The 17145-nt window shown below is 64.1% G+C and carries 16 protein-coding genes; 2 read left to right on the top strand and 14 right to left on the bottom strand.

Translation table 11 applies throughout. From position 1 onward, the window contains the following. The 4 genes from ACHWRX_RS04055 to ACHWRX_RS04040 all read right to left on the bottom strand — a co-directional run. Positions 1 to 509: FAD-dependent oxidoreductase (locus ACHWRX_RS04055; protein ID WP_394658188.1), on the bottom strand; the 509-nt coding region annotated here is incomplete at its 3' end. 6 nt (positions 510 to 515) lie between these two features. Further along, positions 516 to 893, bottom strand: coding sequence for an acyl-CoA thioesterase (locus ACHWRX_RS04050; protein WP_288417460.1), 378 nt, complete (start codon positions 891 to 893; stop codon positions 516 to 518). Position 894: 1 nt separating this feature from the next. Continuing rightward, positions 895 to 1260, bottom strand: coding sequence for an acyl-CoA thioesterase (locus ACHWRX_RS04045; RefSeq protein WP_394658187.1), 366 nt, complete (start codon positions 1258 to 1260; stop codon positions 895 to 897). Positions 1261 to 1283: 23 nt separating this feature from the next. Continuing rightward, positions 1284 to 2678, bottom strand: coding sequence for a pyruvate dehydrogenase complex dihydrolipoamide acetyltransferase (locus ACHWRX_RS04040; protein WP_394658186.1), 1395 nt, complete (start codon positions 2676 to 2678; stop codon positions 1284 to 1286). Positions 2679 to 2882: 204 nt separating this feature from the next. On the opposite strand from ACHWRX_RS04040, the gene ACHWRX_RS04035 reads away from it, so the two are divergent. Beyond that, a complete protein-coding gene (locus ACHWRX_RS04035; RefSeq protein WP_288417456.1) occupies positions 2883 to 3335 on the top strand; it encodes a universal stress protein in 453 nt (150 codons plus the stop codon). A 30-nt stretch (positions 3336 to 3365) separates the two neighbouring features. Here the strand turns inward: ACHWRX_RS04035 and rnr are convergent, their stop codons facing one another. The 8 genes from rnr to ACHWRX_RS03995 all read right to left on the bottom strand — a co-directional run bounded on the left by rnr (position 3366) and on the right by ACHWRX_RS03995 (position 12516). Beyond that, positions 3366 to 5645: a ribonuclease R gene (rnr, locus tag ACHWRX_RS04030; protein ID WP_394658185.1), complete on the bottom strand. Its 2280-nt coding sequence runs from the start codon at positions 5643 to 5645 to the stop codon at positions 3366 to 3368. Positions 5646 to 5702: 57 nt separating this feature from the next. Continuing rightward, the gene (gene proS, locus ACHWRX_RS04025; RefSeq protein WP_394658184.1) at positions 5703 to 7250 is read right to left on the bottom strand and encodes a proline--tRNA ligase; all 1548 of its coding nucleotides are present in this window, start codon (positions 7248 to 7250) and stop codon (positions 5703 to 5705) included. Between the two features lie 88 nt (positions 7251 to 7338). Next, positions 7339 to 7770, bottom strand: a complete 432-nt coding sequence (locus tag ACHWRX_RS04020) for an NUDIX hydrolase (protein WP_394658183.1) — start codon at positions 7768 to 7770, stop codon at positions 7339 to 7341. A gap of 2 nt (positions 7771 to 7772) precedes the next feature. Beyond that, a complete protein-coding gene (gene phaR / locus ACHWRX_RS04015; protein ID WP_394658182.1) occupies positions 7773 to 8339 on the bottom strand; it encodes a polyhydroxyalkanoate synthesis repressor PhaR in 567 nt (188 codons plus the stop codon). A 154-nt stretch (positions 8340 to 8493) separates the two neighbouring features. Next, complete coding sequence (locus ACHWRX_RS04010) at positions 8494 to 8928, bottom strand: iron-sulfur cluster assembly scaffold protein (RefSeq protein WP_394658181.1); 435 nt, start codon at positions 8926 to 8928, stop codon at positions 8494 to 8496. A 2-nt stretch (positions 8929 to 8930) separates the two neighbouring features. After that, on the bottom strand, positions 8931 to 9497 hold the full coding sequence (locus tag ACHWRX_RS04005) for a CvpA family protein (protein ID WP_394658180.1): 567 nt from the start codon (positions 9495 to 9497) through the stop codon (positions 8931 to 8933). Between the two features lie 10 nt (positions 9498 to 9507). Beyond that, positions 9508 to 10878, bottom strand: coding sequence for a DNA repair protein RadA (gene radA / locus ACHWRX_RS04000; RefSeq protein ID WP_394658179.1), 1371 nt, complete (start codon positions 10876 to 10878; stop codon positions 9508 to 9510). A gap of 75 nt (positions 10879 to 10953) precedes the next feature. Beyond that, a complete protein-coding gene (locus ACHWRX_RS03995; protein ID WP_394658178.1) occupies positions 10954 to 12516 on the bottom strand; it encodes an amino acid permease in 1563 nt (520 codons plus the stop codon). A 144-nt stretch (positions 12517 to 12660) separates the two neighbouring features. Here ACHWRX_RS03995 and panB point away from each other — a divergent pair, with 144 nt between their 5' ends. Next, positions 12661 to 13533: a 3-methyl-2-oxobutanoate hydroxymethyltransferase gene (gene panB, locus ACHWRX_RS03990; protein ID WP_394658177.1), complete on the top strand. Its 873-nt coding sequence runs from the start codon at positions 12661 to 12663 to the stop codon at positions 13531 to 13533. 78 nt (positions 13534 to 13611) lie between these two features. Here the strand turns inward: panB and prsR are convergent, their stop codons facing one another. Both prsR and prsK read right to left on the bottom strand, forming a co-directional pair. Continuing rightward, entirely contained in the window at positions 13612 to 14988 is a 1377-nt protein-coding gene (gene prsR / locus ACHWRX_RS03985) for a PEP-CTERM-box response regulator transcription factor (RefSeq protein ID WP_394658176.1), read from the bottom strand. Continuing rightward, positions 14985 to 17145: XrtA/PEP-CTERM system histidine kinase PrsK (prsK, locus tag ACHWRX_RS03980; protein ID WP_394658175.1), on the bottom strand; the 2161-nt coding region annotated here is incomplete at its 5' end. The genes prsR and prsK, both read right to left, overlap by 4 nt.

The following is a 17145-nucleotide window of genomic DNA, read 5'->3' as shown; positions in this document are numbered from 1 at the left end:
TCCTTGGGCGTCATCGCATGACGATAGGTCCAGATGCGCTCACCATCGGACTTCGCCTTGGGCAATTCGCGGGCCCGCGCGCCGGTAGCGATGATGATGTGCTTGGCTTCCAGCGTCTCGGTGCCCTTCTCGCCGGTCACCTCCAGTTTGCCCGGCTCCACCAGCTTACCGGTGCCCATGTGAACGGTGATCTTGTTCTTCTTCATCAGCCCGGTCACGCCCTTGTTGAGCTGATCGGCCACACCACGCGAACGCTTCACCACCGCGTCGAGATCGGCGGCAATGTTTTCCGCCGACAGACCATAGGCTTTGGCGTTCTTCATCTGGTGAAACACCTCGGCCGAGCGCAGCAGTGCCTTGGTCGGGATACAGCCCCAGTTGAGGCAGATACCGCCCAGCTTCTCGCGTTCGACGATGGCGGTCTTGAGGCCCAGCTGCGAGGCGCGGATCGCCGCGACATAGCCGCCGGGGCCCGAGCCGAGAACGATGACGTCGTAGGTATCAGCCACTAGAATCTACTCCTGCTCGATAGCGCGGGGCCGGCCCGCCTCGTCGATGGCGACGAACGTGAACGTCGCCTCGGTTACTTTCACTTCGACGTCTTCGGTGCGATGCCGCCGCCAGGCCTCCACCGCGATCGACATCGACGTTTTGCCGATACGCGTCAGCGAGGCGTACACGGACACTTCATCGCCCACACCTACCGGAAGGTGGAATTGCATTCCGTCCAGCGCCACCGTAACGGCGCGGCCCCGCGAATAGCGCGCGGCAAATAGCCCCGCGCCCGAATCCATCAAACTGAGCAACCAGCCGCCGAAGATGTCGCCATAGGCGTTGGTATCGGCCGGCATGGCGGTGACGCGGATAACCGGGTCGCGTTTTTCCACCGTCATCTCAGGCTGCTCCGTCGTGAAGGCCAGAGGGGACCGGCTTGTCTTGCGCATCCAGGGTTACGAACGTGAACGTGCCATGCGCCACTTCCGCCTCGCCGTCAGCAGCACGTGGTCGGCCATAACCCTGCGTGCGCACGGTGAGTGACGTGCGCCCTGTCCGAACCACTTGCGCATAGACGTTCAATTCGTCGCCCACTTTCATCGTCCCGGGAAAGGCAAAGTCGTTCGCCGCGACGACCAGCGCCTTGTGGCCCGTCCTGCGGGTGACGAGTGATGCTGCGCCCAGGGCAAGCTGGCTCATCAGCCAGCCCCCGAAAACGCCGCCGTATGGGTTCAGATCGGTCGGCATGGCAGTCACGCGGATCACCAGGTCGCCTTCGGGATGCATCCTTACGCGACCATCCCGAGCGGGTTCTCCACATATTCGCGGAAGGCCGTCATCAGGCGTGCGCCGTCTGCGCCGTCGATCGCGCGGTGGTCGAAGCTACCGGTTGCAGTCATCACGGTGGCGACGCCGAGTTGCCCGTCAGGCATCACCCAAGGCCGCTTCTCACCCGCGCCCACCGCCAGGATGGTCGACTGCGGCGGATTGATCACGGCGGTGAACTGCTTGATGCCCATCATTCCCATGTTCGAGATCGAGGCGGTGCCGCCCTGATACTCGTCCGACTTGAGCTTGCCTTCTTGCGCCCGCTTGCCCAGGTCCTTCATAGCCTTGGCGATCTGCGAGAATGAGCGTCCGTTCGCATCCTGCACGATCGGGGTGATGAGGCCACCGGGGATCGAGACGGCGACCGATACGTCCGCGCGCTCGTACTTGATCATCTCGTTCCCGGCGAACGTCACGTTGCATTCCGGCACATCGATCAGCGCCTTGCCTAGCGCCTTGATCAGCATGTCGTTGACCGAGACCTTCACGCCCTGCTTTTCCAGCGCGGCGTTCAGTTCGGCACGCATCGCCATCAGCTTGTCGAGCCGCACGTCGACCGTGAGGTAAATGTGCGGGGCCTGCTGCATCGATTGAGTTAGACGGCGCGCGATCGTCTTGCGCATGCCGGACAGCTTTTCGACCGTGTGCGGGATGCGAGGATCGAGGACGGACCGGGTTTCATCGGCCATCTCGACCTGGGCGGGTGCGTCGGCCTTGGTAGAGGCGGCAGTTGCGGGGGCAGCCTTGGCGTCAGCCTGCGCGGCAGGCTTCGCCGTGCCGGGTTGCGCTGCGTCGATATCCGCCTTGACGATACGGCCGTGCGGTCCCGAACCGGTCACCGCGGCAACGTCCACGCCCTTTTCAGCAGCCAGGCGCTTGGCGAGCGGAGAAATCGCGACACGACCGCCCTCGTTCGTGGACGGTGCGGGTGCCGGAGCCGCCGACTTGGGTTGCTCGGCGCTCTTCGCAGGTTGCTCTTCCTTCGCAGGCTCCTCAGCCTTCGCTGGCGCCTCTTTCGTAGGCTGCTCTGCCTCAGCTTCGTCCTTTGCCGCCGGCTCTTCCTGTGGCGCGGCATCCTTGGGGGCTTCGGCGGGTTCTTCGCCCGGCTCTTCACCTTCTGCGAGCAGCGAGGCGATGACCGTTCCGACCTTCACACCTTCCGAACCTTCGGGGACCATGATCTTGCCGATCGTGCCCTCGTCCACGGCTTCGAACTCCATCGTGGCCTTGTCGGTCTCGATCTCGGCCATGATGTCACCCGAGGCGACAGTGTCACCCTCCTTGACCAGCCATTTCGCCAGCTTCCCCTCTTCCATGGTGGGTGAAAGAGCGGGCATCTTGATCTCGATCGGCATCGTCGCGAAAGCTTCCTCTGGACAATGGGTCAGGTTGATCCGTCCTTGGACAAATTGGCCGCGCGGGGCAAGCCGCCATTGCTGCGTACTCGCGCAAACTCCCCCGATGCTGGGCCTTGCACCTGACCGGAAACAATCCGATACGAGATGCCAGCGAAAGCGAAGGGCAGCACTGCGCGCCGGCAGTGGCAGGAGGAGAGATCGATGCGCGTTTACCTCGTCATCGTCGACGAGTCGGAAGAGGCGCTTGTCGCGCTGCGCTACGCCGCGCGTCGTGCCGCTCAGACGGATGGAACCGTGCACCTGCTCGCCCTGGTGCCGGCCCAACCCTTCAACGCCTTTGCCGGAGTGCAGGCCACGATCGAGGAGGAAGCCCGCTCGCGCGCTGAAACGCTGGTGACGGCGGCTGCGGGGAATCTCCTGTCCCAAGGTGGCAAGATGCCCGCGATCTCGGTGCGGATGGGCGAAGACACCAAAGTGGTTCGGGATTACTTGGAAGAGCATCCGGAAGTGTCTGCGCTGGTGCTGGCCACAGCGAAGGATGGCGGCCCCGGCCCACTGGTGTCGCACTTCACCGGCTTGGGTACGCGGATGCCCTGCCCGGTTTTCCTGATCCCGGGGAACCTCAGCGAAGAGGAAATCGACCGGCTGAGCTGAGCAGGGCTGCGAAAGCCGGTAGTTGACTATCTACCGCTTGCGCTTCCCTTGGTGGCGAATGTTCGATGGCCGCCCGCGCTTGCCCACGGTATGTGCGCCGCGCTTTGACATCGGCAGTGGCTTGCCGCGCGGCTCGATCCTCGATCCGCCTTCGACCAATTCGAACTTGAGCGAGCCGGTCAGCGGGTTGGCCTCCGCCAGGCGTAGCGGCAGCCGATCGCCGGAGGCATATCGCGTACCGCTTTGCTCACCCATCAGCACATGCGCGCGCTCATCATAATGAAAGCGCTCGTCACCCAGCGTGGAAACCGGGACCAAGCCATCCCCGCCCAGCCCGACGATCGTGGCGAAAAAGCCGAACTTCTGCACGCCGGTGATGCGGGTTGGGAACGTCTCGCCCACGCGGCTTGAGAGCCATGCGGCGAGGTAGCGGTCGATCGTCTCGCGCTCGGCCTCCATCGCCCGGCGCTCGGCCTTGCTGATGGCGTCGCTGATGCGGCTCAAGTCCTCCCGGTCACGCTCTGCCAGGCCTGAACTCTTGGGCAGATCGGTCTTCGGCGCGGGCTGTTCCAGGCGATAGCCATCCACCAGGGCGCGATGGACCAGCAAATCGGCATAGCGGCGGATCGGCGATGTGAAATGCGCGTAGGAGCCGAGCGCGAGGCCGAAGTGCCCGGCGTTTCGTGGGCCATAGTAAGCCTGCGTCTGGCTGCGCAGCACCGCTTCCATCACGAGTGCCTTTTCGCTCTCGTCCGCCACATCCTTCAGCATCCGGTTGAAGAGGCCGGGGGTGATAACCTGACCCAAAGCCAGCTTGCGGTCGAATGTGGCGAGATAGTCCTTCAGCGCCACCAGCTTCTCGCGGCTTAGCGGCTCGTGGATGCGATAGACCACCGGGGCGACTTTCGCCTCCAGCGCCTTGGCCGCCGCCACATTGGCGGCGATCATGAAATCCTCTACCACGCGATGCGCATCCAGCCGCTCGCGCACGGCGATCTCGGCGATGCGGCCCTTCTCGTCCAGGACGACGCGCCGTTCGGGCAGTTCCAGCTCCAGCGGATCGCGTGCGTGACGCGCCGCTGCCAGGGCGCGCCATGCGGCCCAAAGATTTTGCAGCACTTCGATCGCGACACCGGCATGAGGCGCTCCATCGGGGGCCGATGCCTCGTCGATCCGCCGCTGCGCTTCCTCGTAAGCGATCACTTCGGCAATGCGGACCAGGGCGCGGGTGAAGCGCCATTCGGTGACCCGGCCTTGCGCGTCGATCCGCATATGGCAGGCCATCGCCGCGCGGTCCTCGCCCGAGCGGAGCGAGCAAACGTCGGCCGAGAGCACTTCCGGGAGCATCGGCACCACTCGATCGGGGAAGTAGACCGAGTTGCCCCGCTTGCGCGCCTCGCGGTCGATCTCGCCGCCCGGGCGCACGTAGAAAGACACGTCAGCGATCGCCACCAGCGCGCGGAAGCCGCCTTCGCCGTCCGGTTCGGCCCAGATCGCATCGTCGTGGTCCCGCGCATCGGAGGGGTCGATGGCGACGATCGGCAAATGCCGCAGGTCCTCGCGATCATCGACGCTCAACGGCAGCTTCGCCGCCCGCTCGGCTTCGTCCAGCGTCTCCTGCGAGAAGACGTTGGGAATGCCGTGCTTGTGGATCGCGATCAGGCTGAAAGCGCGCGGCGCTAGCGGTTCGCCCAGCACTTGCGTGACTTTCACGCCAGAGCGTGGCGAACGCCCCGCCGGTTCCGCCAGTACCAGCTCACCCTTCTCGGCACCGCCAAGATCGGCGATCGGCATCGAGTGGCGGATGCGCTTGTCGACAGGGGCAAGCCAGCCCTTCCCCGCCATATCGATCTCGACCACGCCGAGCACCTGCTCCTCACGTGCGGCGATCTTCTTCATCGGAAAGGCGCGCCAGCCAGTGCCGGCCTCTTCCGTGCGCGCCAGCACCCGGTCACCCTGCTTAAGCGCTGAGCCGCGCCCCTTCTCGACAAGGCGAATGCGGGGCGGTGGGGAGGCATCATCTGGTTGCCAAGTATCCGGCACCGCGATCGCCTCGCCATCGTCGATGGTAACGACGCGCAGCACGGTAACTCGCGGCACCCCGCCCATGCGATGATATGCGGTGCGCTTGCCATCGATAAGGCCTTCATCGGCCATATCCTTCAGCAGCGCTTTCAGCTGAATCTTCTCATGGCCCTTCAGACCGAAAGCGCGCGCAATCTCTCGCTTGCCCGCCGGCTCTGCCGATTGCTGGATGAAGTCAAGGATCTGCTTGCGCGTCGGAAGGCCGGGGGCGTGCTGAATGGGCATCGCCAGCGATCTAGGCCTCGCCCCGCCCCGGCGCAATGCCGGTGGGGCAACACCGGCTCAGTATGATCGCGCCACGTAGATCCGCTCGACCGCGGGCTCCCCGGTGAAGATGCACGATCCGGACACCGCCTGCCCATCCAGCGGTGTGTTGCGGATCGTCAGCTTCAGGGCCTTCAGCTTCTGCACCACGCTTTCCAGCGCCGCGCCGGTCGGGCGGGACCAGAGGACTTCGGCCCAGCCGGGATAGCGTTTGTCCTGCGCAAAGAAGGCGGTCAGCGCTTCCATGTTTTCCACCGTCGAGACATTCGCATCGCGCCGATCCTTGGCCTCGGCGAACAGGCTGGCCTGGAATTCCTCCAGCTCGGCCACCGCGCGCGCAATGAAATCATCCTTGGCCAGCGCGACGAAGTTCGCTTTCGCCGCCGCGTTCCAGATCCGGTCGCGCCGCAGCATCGATACCTGACCACCCGCAGCATCGCGCCCGCCGATTTCCAGCACGATGGGCACGCCCTTCCTCACCCAAGCCCAGCGCTTCTGCGTGGCCTTGCCGGGGCGCTTGTCCAATAGGACGCGCACCGACTCCCCAAAAGCGGAAAGCTGGCCGAGCGCTTTGGTCAAATCCTGGCAATAAGCCAGCAGGGCCTCGTCTTCTGGCCCATCGCGCAGCATCGGCAGCACCACGATCTGATAGGGGGCGACAATCGGCGGCACGCGCAAGCCATCGTCGTCACCATGAGTCATGATCAGGCCGCCGATCATGCGCGTGGACGTGCCCCAACTGGTGGTATGCGCGTATTGCTGCGTGCCTTCCTTGTCCTGATACTGGATGCCGGCCGCCTTCGCAAAGCCAGTGCCAAGGTAGTGCGAAGTGCCTGCCTGCAGTGCCTTCCCGTCCTGCATCATCGCCTCGATCGAATATGTGGCGACGGCTCCCGGGAATCGCTCATTCTCGGGCTTTTCACCGGCGAAGACGGGCATTGCCAGTTCGGTCTCGGCAAAGTCCCGGTACATTTCCAGCGCGCGCAGAGTCTCGTCCATCGCGTCGTCGCGGTCGGCGTGGGCGGTATGGCCCTCCTGCCACAGGAATTCGCTGGTGCGCAGGAACATGCGCGTGCGCATTTCCCAGCGGACCACATTAGCCCACTGGTTGGTCAGCAGCGGCAGGTCGCGCCAGGATTGGACCCAGCGCGCCATCGCCGCGCCGATTACCGTCTCCGATGTCGGCCGCACGATCAGCGGCTCTTCCAGCTTTGCCTCGGGATCGGGAACCAGGCCGCCGTTTTCTCCCGCGATCAGGCGGTGATGGGTGACGACCGCCATTTCCTTAGCAAAGCCCTCCACATGGTCGGCCTCTTTCGCAAAGTAGGATAGCGGGATGAACAGCGGGAAATAGCAGTTCTGCACGCCAGCCGCCTTTATGCGGTCATCCATGCGGCGCTGGATGCGCTCCCAGATGCCATAGCCCCAGGGCTTGATCACCATGCACCCACGCACGCCGGATTCCTCGGCCATTTCGGCTTCGGAGATGACCTCCTGATACCACTGCGCGAAATCGTCGGCGCGCTTGGTGGAAAGGGCATGGCGGATCTGGGGCGTCTGATTCATGGCGCTGCTGTTAGCGGGACTTGTCCGCCGGTTCAAACAGGAGTGACGCCAGGCAGAGAGACCAGGGCAGCGATATCGCCGACCGTCGCTAAGCGGGGGACATTAGCTCCGCCAGGTTCGCAGGGTAGAACACCTCGGTCAGGGCATCTAATTCATCGGAGCGGAACCAGCGCCAGCTTGTCATGACACGGCGCTCCAGTTCGGTGTGTCCGGCGCTGTCGATCTCCGTTTGTTGCACGCGGACGCGGAAATACCGTTCGTCCGCGTTCACCGGAACACCGTCCAGCGTCACGAACTCGGCGACGATCCGGGCGATCTCCTCGCCGGGATTGGCATCGATACCGGTTTCTTCCAGCAGTTCCCGGCGCGCTGCTGCCTTGTAGCTTTCGCCCGGCTCGACCGCGCCTCCGGGCAGGCACCAGAAGGGTGGCCTGTCACTGACATCGAAACGGAACAGCAGCACGCGCCCCAGATCATCCTGCAGGATGATCCGCGCGGCCGGACGCGCGATGCGTGCCATTCTTACTTACCGAGCTGATCCAACCTCTTCTGCATCTCAGCCATCTGCTCACGCAAGGCCGAGAGATCATCCGCAGAACCTGCTGAAGGCGTTGGTGTGGGCGTAGGAGTTTCGGTTTTTTCCGCGCCGGGCATGAAGGCCGAGGCGGCGGCCTTGAACATCGCCATGTTCTGTTCCGCCAGCTTGGCCAGTGGATTGTTGCCCAGGCTGGTTTCGAAGGCCTTGTGCAACTTCGCTTGGTTTGCGCGGAAGTTGTCCATCGAGGCTTCGAGGTAGTGCGGGATCAACGACTGCATCGAATTGCCGTACATCCCGATCAATTCACGCAGGAAGTTCACTGGCAGCATTTGCTCGCCGTTCGATTCTTCTTCCATGATGATCTGGGTCAGGATCGTGTGCGTAATGTCACTGCCGCTTTTGGCATCCAGGACTTTGTAATTGATGCCTTCCCGGGTCATTTGGGCGAGGTGATCAAGCGTGATGTAGCTGGACGAGCGGGTATTGTAGAGCCGCCGATTGGCGTACTTCTTGATGATCACGGTGTCATCGTCGTTCGCCGGTCCGGTCATCGCTCGCCCCTCGATTTCGCTGTTGCACAGAGACTAACACTTGATTGCGCTGCGGCGCAACAACTTTGCTGCGCAGCATCAAGGTGAAATCTACGTGTTTTCAACGGGTGAAGGGCGCGTGTAATACGCTAGAGATCTGATCATGCCCAGGCTTTCAGGCCGATGCGGGCGGCGGCCCTAAAATCTGCAGCGCCGCGTTCCATGGCAGCATCAGCGCACCGTGACGCCCCGGATAATCACGCGCTGCAGCAATCGCCGCCAGACCCGGCCACTGCGGCAGGTCACCCTGCCCTGCAAGCCAACGCTCCACGGCATCGGCCGCATGCAGAATTTCGGTCGTCTCGCGCCCGACCGCATTTTGCGCGAAGACCGCAGCAGAGGCCTGGCCAATCGCGCAAGCCTGGCTGCGCACACCGACGCTTGTAATCCGCCCGCCCTGGTCCACAGCCAGTCCCAGTGCTAGCGTGCTGCCGCAACTGCGAGAGCGGGCATCGCCGCGCAAAGGCAGATCTTCATCCAGACGATACGCCGCAAGGCTTGTCGCCAGCGCCAGCACTTCGGGTGTGTAGAGTACGGCGGTGGATGCCATTGCTAGTCTTCCTGGGCTGCGCCGTCGGCAGCCCGGCCCACAGTGGTTCCTGGCGTTGCCTCCGCAGCCGCGGCAGCGGCCCGGCGTCGCTCTCCGATCAGCTTGACGAGGGATTTGCTGGCGGCATCGACAAAGGGATAGGTGCGCGATTGCGTGATCCAAGTGGGCCGCCCGCCCACGCCCCAGACCGTGTCATACCCCAGTACCAGCACCGAAAAGCCCAGCACGGCCACGATCACACCCTTCACGCCGCCGAACCCGAAGCCCAGCACCCGGTCGATCGGGCCGAGTACGGAGCTGCGGCTTTTGCGGCCGGCCCAGTTGGCGATCATCTTCATGATGGCATAAGGCACGATCACCAGCAGGCCGAACGCCAGCACCGCGGCGCCCGAACCCGAGCCGATATGCGGCACCAGCCAGGCGGTAAGTGCAGTGTGGAACAGGCGCACGGCGAACACGACCGCCATCCAGGCGATCAGCGCCAGGATTTCCTGCACGAAGCCGCGCAAGAAACCGATCACCGCGCCCACGCCGACGATCAACAGGACTGCTATATCGAAACCCGTCATCGCTCGTCATCTAGGAAGCGCCGAGTACCCGGTCAACGAGGTTCGGCAGCAGCGTCAGGCCGTCATAGCGCAAGCCCTTGTCGTCCGAGGGCGTGGACGAGGCCGGGCCGAAGCCGCGTCCAAAGCCCAGCTTGGCCGCTTCACGCTGGCGGATACCGGCATGGGCCACAGGCCGAATCTCGCCTGCCAGCGATACCTCGCCGAACCACACCGCGTCCTTGGGCAGCGGCTTGTCCCCCAGCGCCGAAACCAGTGCGGCAGCCACCGCCAAGTCGGCCGCGGGATCGGCCAGGCGATAGCCGCCCGCGACGTTGAGATAGACTTCGGCGCTGGAGAAATTGAGCCCGCAGCGCGCTTCCAGCACGGCTAGCAGCATCGCCAGCCGACCGGAGTCCCAGCCGACCACCGCCCGTCTCGGCGTGGCGCCGCTCTGCAGCCGTACGATGAGCGCTTGGATTTCGACCAGCACCGGACGTGTACCTTCCATCGCCGGGAATACCGCGCTGCCCGCCATCGGCTCTTCCCGGCCGGACAGGAAAAGCAGTGAGGGGTTGCCCACTTCGGCCAGGCCCGCGCCCTCCATGGCGAAGACGCCGATCTCATCCACCGGGCCAAAGCGGTTCTTGATCGAGCGCAGGATGCGATACTGGTGGCTGCGTTCGCCCTCGAAGCTCATCACCACGTCCACCATGTGCTCCAGCACGCGCGGCCCGGCGATGGAACCATCCTTGGTGACATGACCGACGAGAACGAGCGTAACGCCGTTTTCCTTGGCGTAGCGGATCAGTTCGAAGGCGCAGCCGCGCACTTGGCTGACCGTGCCGGGTGCTCCTTCGATCTGGTCGGAATGCATGGTCTGGATCGAATCGATCACCAGCAGAGCGGGCGGCTCCATATTGCCCAGCGTCGTCAAAATATCGCGCACGGAGGTGGCGGAGGCCAGCATCAGCGGCGCGCTCGACAATCCCAGCCTCTCAGCCCGCAGGCGCACTTGTCCTGCCGCTTCCTCACCGCTGACGTAAACGGCGGTCGCGGCGGAGTTGGCGATGTTGGCGGCGGCCTGCAGCAGCAGCGTCGACTTGCCGATGCCGGGATCACCCCCCATCAGGATCGCGGAACCGGGCACCAGGCCGCCGCCCAGCGCGCGATCGAACTCGCCAAGGCCGCTGGTCCGCCGCTGCAGCTTTTCGCCGGGAGCATCCAACGCTTCGAACCGAATGGGACGGCCGCCGGATGACAAATCATGCTTGGCTGAGAAGACCGTTTGCGGTGCCTCCTCAGCCAGCGTGTTCCACTCACCGCAATCGGCGCACTGCCCCTGCCAACGGTTGGAAACGCTGCCGCAGGCCTGGCATGCATATCGTCGCTTTGGTTTTGCCATAGCGACGGATTAATCAGAACATTGCAAGAACGCAATCACCCGAGTGGAAGTTCGTGGTGATCGCGATTCGAGCGGTCAGTTCAGAGTGCCGGGAGGCGCCGGGATATCGGCATCATCCTCGTGCGTGTCGACAATGCCGCGGCCAACGTGGCTCTTGCGGTACCCATAGGCGAAGTAGATCGCCAGGCCCAGGATGCCCCAGATTGGCAAGACCAGCATGGCCTCTGTCGGCAAGTTGAAGAACAGTACGACGCAGCCCAGCGCGGAGATTGGCGCGACGACCCATACGATCGGAGTGCGGAATGGCCGGACGCGCTTGGGATCGCGTACGCGCAGGATCAGCACCGCCAACGATACCATGAAGAAGGCGAACAGCGTTCCCGAGTTAGAAATGTCCGCCAATTGACCCACCGGCAGAAGCGCGGCGGCGATGGCCACGAACACGCCGGTGATCATGGTGACGATGTGCGGTGTCTTCCACTTGGGATGCACTGTGGCCAGTTTCTCCGGCAGCAGGCCATCGCGTGCCATGACGAAGAAGATGCGCGTCTGACCGTAGAGCATCATCAGGATGACCGAAGGCAGGGCGAGGTTGGCGGCCAGACCGATCAGATCGCCCGCCCACGAGTAATTGATCGCTCGCAGCACATGGGCCAGCGCTTCGTTGGAGCAGACCAGAGGCGTCTGGCCCTGTTGCAGAAGGGCAGAGCATTGCGCCATGAATTCGGCAGAGCCGGGCTGGACGCCCAGCGCAGTCGGCTGTGCGCCGATCGCACCGATCGCGCCCGCCGCGACGAGCAGGTAGAAGACCGTGCAAAGCGCCAGGCTGCCGATCAGGCCGATCGGTACGTTGCGCTGAGGGTTCTTGGTTTCCTCTGCCGCGGTGGAGACGGCATCGAAACCAACGTAGGCAAAGAAGATCGAGGCCGCCGCACCCACGACACCAAGGCCGCTGGTGCCGGCCGGGCCGAACCAGCCGTTGGGAGTGAACGGTGCGAAATGTTCGCCATTGATCGCTGGGATCGTCAGGATGACGAACATGGTGAGGGCTGCGACCTTGATGGCGACGAGAATGGCGTTGAAGGTGGCGCTTTCCTTGGTCCCGCGCATCAGCAGCAGCGTGACGGACAGCGCGACGACGATCGCGGGCACGTTGATGATGCCGTGGCTGAAATCCGGCCCGCTCAGCGACCATCCGGGCCCTGCGGAAAGCGCGGCCGGTAACTCAAAGCCGGTCAGGCTTTTTAGCAGGCCCATGAAGTAGCCGGACCACCCGACCGACACGGCGGAGGCGGCGACGGCGTATTCCAGGATCAGTGCCCAGCCCACCATCCAGGCCAGAGTCTCGCCCACCACAGCATATGTGTAGGTGTAGGCCGAGCCGGAAACCGGCACCATCGCTGCCAGCTCGGAATAGCATAATGCCGCCACCGCGCAGACGAAGCCGGCGATCGCGAAGCTCCACATCATGCCAGGGCCTGCCTTCTGCGCGGCGGCTGCGGTCAGCACGAAGATGCCAGTACCGATGATCGCGCCCACGCCCAGCAGCGTCAGCTGCACGGGGCCTAGCGATCGATGGAGTGATTTCTTTTCCGCTGTCGCCAAGATGGCATCCAACGGTTTTACCCGACCGAACATGCGGTGACCCCCAGAAAATTTATGGCGCAAGAAAAATGCGCGCTGCTGATAGAAAAGTTAGCGAGTGCCAAGCGCTTGGCAAGCGCAATCGCGCATATGTCCCCTGCCTTTGCGTCCGGCGTCCATGATGACTAGAAGGCGCGGATGTCTACCACATTCCAGCTCGACACCGCGACCAGCCGCGCCAACCCCACTCCGCAACCGATGAAGCGCCTGACCGTGCCCGCGATCCAACGCCGCAAGGTGGAGGGCGTTACGGCCGATCCCCTGGTGATGCTAACTGCATACACGGCGCGGCAGGCCCAGTTGCTGGACCCGCATTGCGATCTGCTGCTCGTGGGCGATTCCCTGGGCCAGGTGATCTACGGGCTGCCCTCTACCCTGCCCGTTACGCTGGACATGATGGTGACGCACGGCGCCGCCGTAGTGCGTGGCAGCTATCACTCGGTCGTGATCGTCGACATGCCGTTCGGCTCCTATGAAGCCAGCCCGCAGGCGGCGTTCACCTCGGCGAGCCGCATTATGGCGGAAACCGGCGCGGCGGGCGTGAAGCTGGAAGGCGGCGTCGCCATGGCCGAGACGATCGCGTTTCTCACCCAGCGCGGAATTCCGGTCATGGCGCATATCGGCCTGACCCCGCAGGCAGTGAATGCGCTCGGCGGTTACGCCGCGCGAGGCCGCAGCGAGGCGGAGGAAGCCAAGATTATCGCCGATGGCAAGGCGGTGGCGCAGGCCGGCGCCTTCGCGGTGGTGATCGAAGGCGTGGTCGAACCCATTGCCGTCGCCTTAACGCAGGCGCTGTCGATCCCGACGATCGGCATCGGCGCATCGGCGCAATGCGATGGGCAAGTGCTGGTGACCGAGGACATGCTGGGCATGTTCGAACGCACGCCACGCTTCGTGAAGCGCTATGGCGACATCGCGGGCATGATCAGCGCGACGGCTGCGACTTATGCGGGCGAAGTGCGCGATCGCAGCTTTCCCAGCGCGGAGCAGACCTATCAGCCGAAGGCCTGAGTGGCTTTCGAACGAAGGGGCGGATCGCCGCTGAGGGAGCAGCGGCGGTACGTGAGCGGTTAAGTCTGAACGTCGCGTTCAGCCGTGCAGATCGTATTGCTTCAGCAGATCATACAAAGTCGGGCGGCTGATCCCGAGCATCTTGGCGGTGCTAGAAATATTGCCTTCGCTGCGTGCGAGGGCATGGCGTATCACCTTGCGATCCGCCTGTTCGCGTGCGCCTTTCAGATTGAGCGCCTGAAGCGCCTGCTCATCCGGCGAGGCAAGATCGAGATCGGCGGCATGGACCAGTTTCTCATCCGCCATGATCACAGCGCGCTTCACGCGGTTCTCCAGTTCACGCACATTGCCGGGCCAGCCCCAACTGTCGATCGCGATCAGGGCATCGGCCGCGAAGCCACGCACGCTGGGGTTCATCTCCTTGGCGAAGCGGTGGAGGAAGGATTTAGCCAGTAGCGTGGCATCCCCGGGGCGTTCAGCCAACGAAGGAATGCGCACCACGATCTCGGCAAGCCGGTAATACAGATCCTCGCGAAAGCGCCCTTCGACGATCATCGCCTCCAGGTTCTGGTGCGTGGCGCAGACGATCCGCGTGTCGACCGGGATCGAACTGCGCGAGCCGATCCGCTCGATCACGCGCTCTTGCAGGAAACGCAGCAGCTTTACCTGCAATTGCAGTGGGATGTCGCCAACTTCGTCCAGGAACAAAGTGCCGCCCGCCGCCTGCTCGATCTTGCCCTCGGTGGTCTTGATCGCGCCGGTGAACGCGCCCTTTTCGTGTCCGAACAGCTCGCTTTCGAGAAGGTTCTCCGGGATCGCCGCGCAGTTGATCGCCACGAACGCCCGCCCCGCCCGGTCGCTCGCCTCGTGCAGACCGCGAGCCAGCAATTCCTTGCCGGTGCCGCTGGCGCCCAGCAGCATCACCGAGACCTTGGTGTTTGCGACTCGCTCGATCGTACGCGCCACTTTCATCATCTCGGGCGCACCGGTGATCAGGCGGCCCAGCACCTTGCCTTCCTTGTCCACACGCGCGGCAAGGCGACGGTTTTCCTCCTCCAGCTTGTGCAATTGGAGCGCGCGGCGGACGATCAGCCCCAAGGCATCGATATCGACCGGCTTTTGATAGAAATCATAAGCGCCATGGGCGATCGCCTGCAGCGCGCTTTCGCGGGCCCCGTGCCCGGAGGCGACGATCACCTTGGTGTCCGGCTTTAGCGCCATGATCTCGTCCAGCACGGCAAAGCCCTCGCTGGTGCCGTCGGGGTCTGGCGGCAGGCCAAGGTCGAGCGTGACGACATCGGGAGCTTCGGCCCGCAGCAGCGCCAGTGCCGAAGCACGATCGCCGGCCACCACAACCTCGAAGTCCTCGTAAGACCACTTCAGCTGGGCCTGCAGCCCCGCATCGTCCTCGACGATCAGCAGCTTGGGCAAAGACGCGCTCTTTTCGCTGCTCATGCAACCTCTTGTGTCTGGGACGCGCCGATGGCGCCGGTCTGGAGCGGCACGCGCACGATGAAGCGTGAGCCGATACCTTCGCGCGATTCGACGTCCAGCCGGCCCCGCATCGCCCGCACCAGTTCGCGCGCTTCGAATGCGCCGATGCCAAAGCCTCCACTCTTGGTGGAGACGAACGGCTTGAACAGGCGGCTGCGGATGAATTCGGGCGACATCCCGCTGCCCGAATCGATCACTTCGAACCGCGCGTCCGCCCCCTCGGCGACAACCGACAGGAAAACCGTGCTCCGCGGCCCGCTGGCGTCGAGGCCGTTCTGCACCAGATGCACCAGCACCTGCTCCAGCGAGTGTCGGCTGGCGATGGCGCGCAGCGGCTCACACTCGGTCAGCCGGACCTGGCGATTGCCGTTGAAGCGCGCGATAACGGCCCGCGCCACCTCGTCGGCGCGGATACCCTCGATCCGATCGACGCCACCGCTGCCATAGCGGGACAGGCGGGAGATCAAGGCGTTCAACTTCTCGGAAGAGCTGCGCAAGGTGACGATCATGTCATCCCGGAACGCCTTCTTCTCGGCATGAAGCTCGGCATTGCGGGCCAGCAAGCTGAACTGGCTGGCAAGGTTTTTGATGTCGTGCATCACGAAGGCGATGCGCCGGTTGAAATCGTCGAACCGCCCGGCTTCGGCCAAGGCTTCTTGGCTGGCATGCTCGGCCAGATAGCTCGCCAATTGTTGGCCGATCACGCGCAGCAGATCGAAGTCTTCCCAGTCCAGCTTGCGCGTCATCAACGGCCGAGCCAGTACGACAACGGCGACGAGTCGATCGTAGTGGATCAGCGGCACCAGCGCCCATGCCCGGGTATCGTCCCGCAGCCAAGCTGGCAGGGCTGGAGCTTCGCGCTCGTCGTCATTATCGACATGACTGCCGCTGCGCATCTCATCCAGGTCGGCGATGAAGCTCTCGCGCTCCAGAAAAGCGGCGAGGTCGGACCCGAGATTGCCCGTGCCATCAATGCTGGCCCAGTTCCACCGGGCCGCCAGTGCGGGGCCGTCCTCCTCATCGCACATGAGCAGCAGGCCAGCGGGGCTGCTGGTGACATCGGCCAGCGCCTGGATGACCCGCTCCCCCAGAGGCGGCGCTTCGGGGCCGACGCCGCCAATCGTTCGAGTGAAGCGCAGCCACTCTTCGCGATAGTCATAGCGGTGTTGGAACAAGTGCTTGCTGACCGTCACCTTCAGCCAACTGCGCAACCGACGGGACGGCAGGACGAGCAAGGCCACCGCCATCGCCACGGTGACGAAAATCAGCTCGATCAATTGGGCGAAATTGCCGCCCATGTAGGCCAGGGACTGCGCGATCACGACCATCGCCACCAGGTACAGCCCGATCAGCAGCAACGAGAACGTCTGGAAGGTCACCGCGCGCGAGGGCCGCAGGCGCAGGGCCTCCCGCCCATGAGTCGCGCCCACCCCCAGCAAACCAACCAGCGCGATCGTCGCCAGGCCGCGCAGGGCGGCGATCTCACGCGGCCAGGCTCCGGAGAGATAGGCGACGGTGTAGAGGTTCAGCTCAAAGATCCACAAGCTCGCCAAGGCGGCGGCGGGCCAGCGCAGCGCCATGCGGGCGTCGGGTGAGGCGCCGCCATAGAGATTGTGCACCAGCACCAGCGCCCCGACCGTCACCAGCAGGCGCAGCATCACTTCCAGGCCAAGAGCGAGGCTTTCCAAGCCCGGATCGGCTGCGATCCAGGCGACCCCGAGGTCGACGCCCAGCAGCAACAACTCCACGAAGACGAGCGAGAACAGCACGGGCCGGATCGGGGCCAGGCTGTCATGCCGCCCATCGTCGGCAAACAAGCGGTAGACCACCAGCAACCACGATAGGTTGCGAATCGCCTCCAGCACGGTCGCGCCCGTGCTGCCGCGTAGTTCGAGGGCTTCGGCCAGGGACCACAGCGCCGTTACCACCAAGGCGAACGAGGTCGCATGGCCAGCCTTGCCCAGCCGGCCGAAGCGGGGCTTCAACCAGGATGCCAACGTCGCCGCGCCGATCGCGCCGCTGACGTGCAGCACCAACGCGATCGTCGCCCAGAGATCTGCCGTGCTACCGGCCAGCCCATGCATCAACGCGCGCCTTCGCTCCAGATCACCACGCGCA

The organism is uncultured Novosphingobium sp. (assembly GCF_964277725.1).
GTDB classification, from domain to species: Bacteria; Pseudomonadota; Alphaproteobacteria; order Sphingomonadales; family Sphingomonadaceae; genus Novosphingobium; species Novosphingobium fluoreni.
This window is presented reverse-complemented; position numbering and strand designations above follow the sequence as displayed.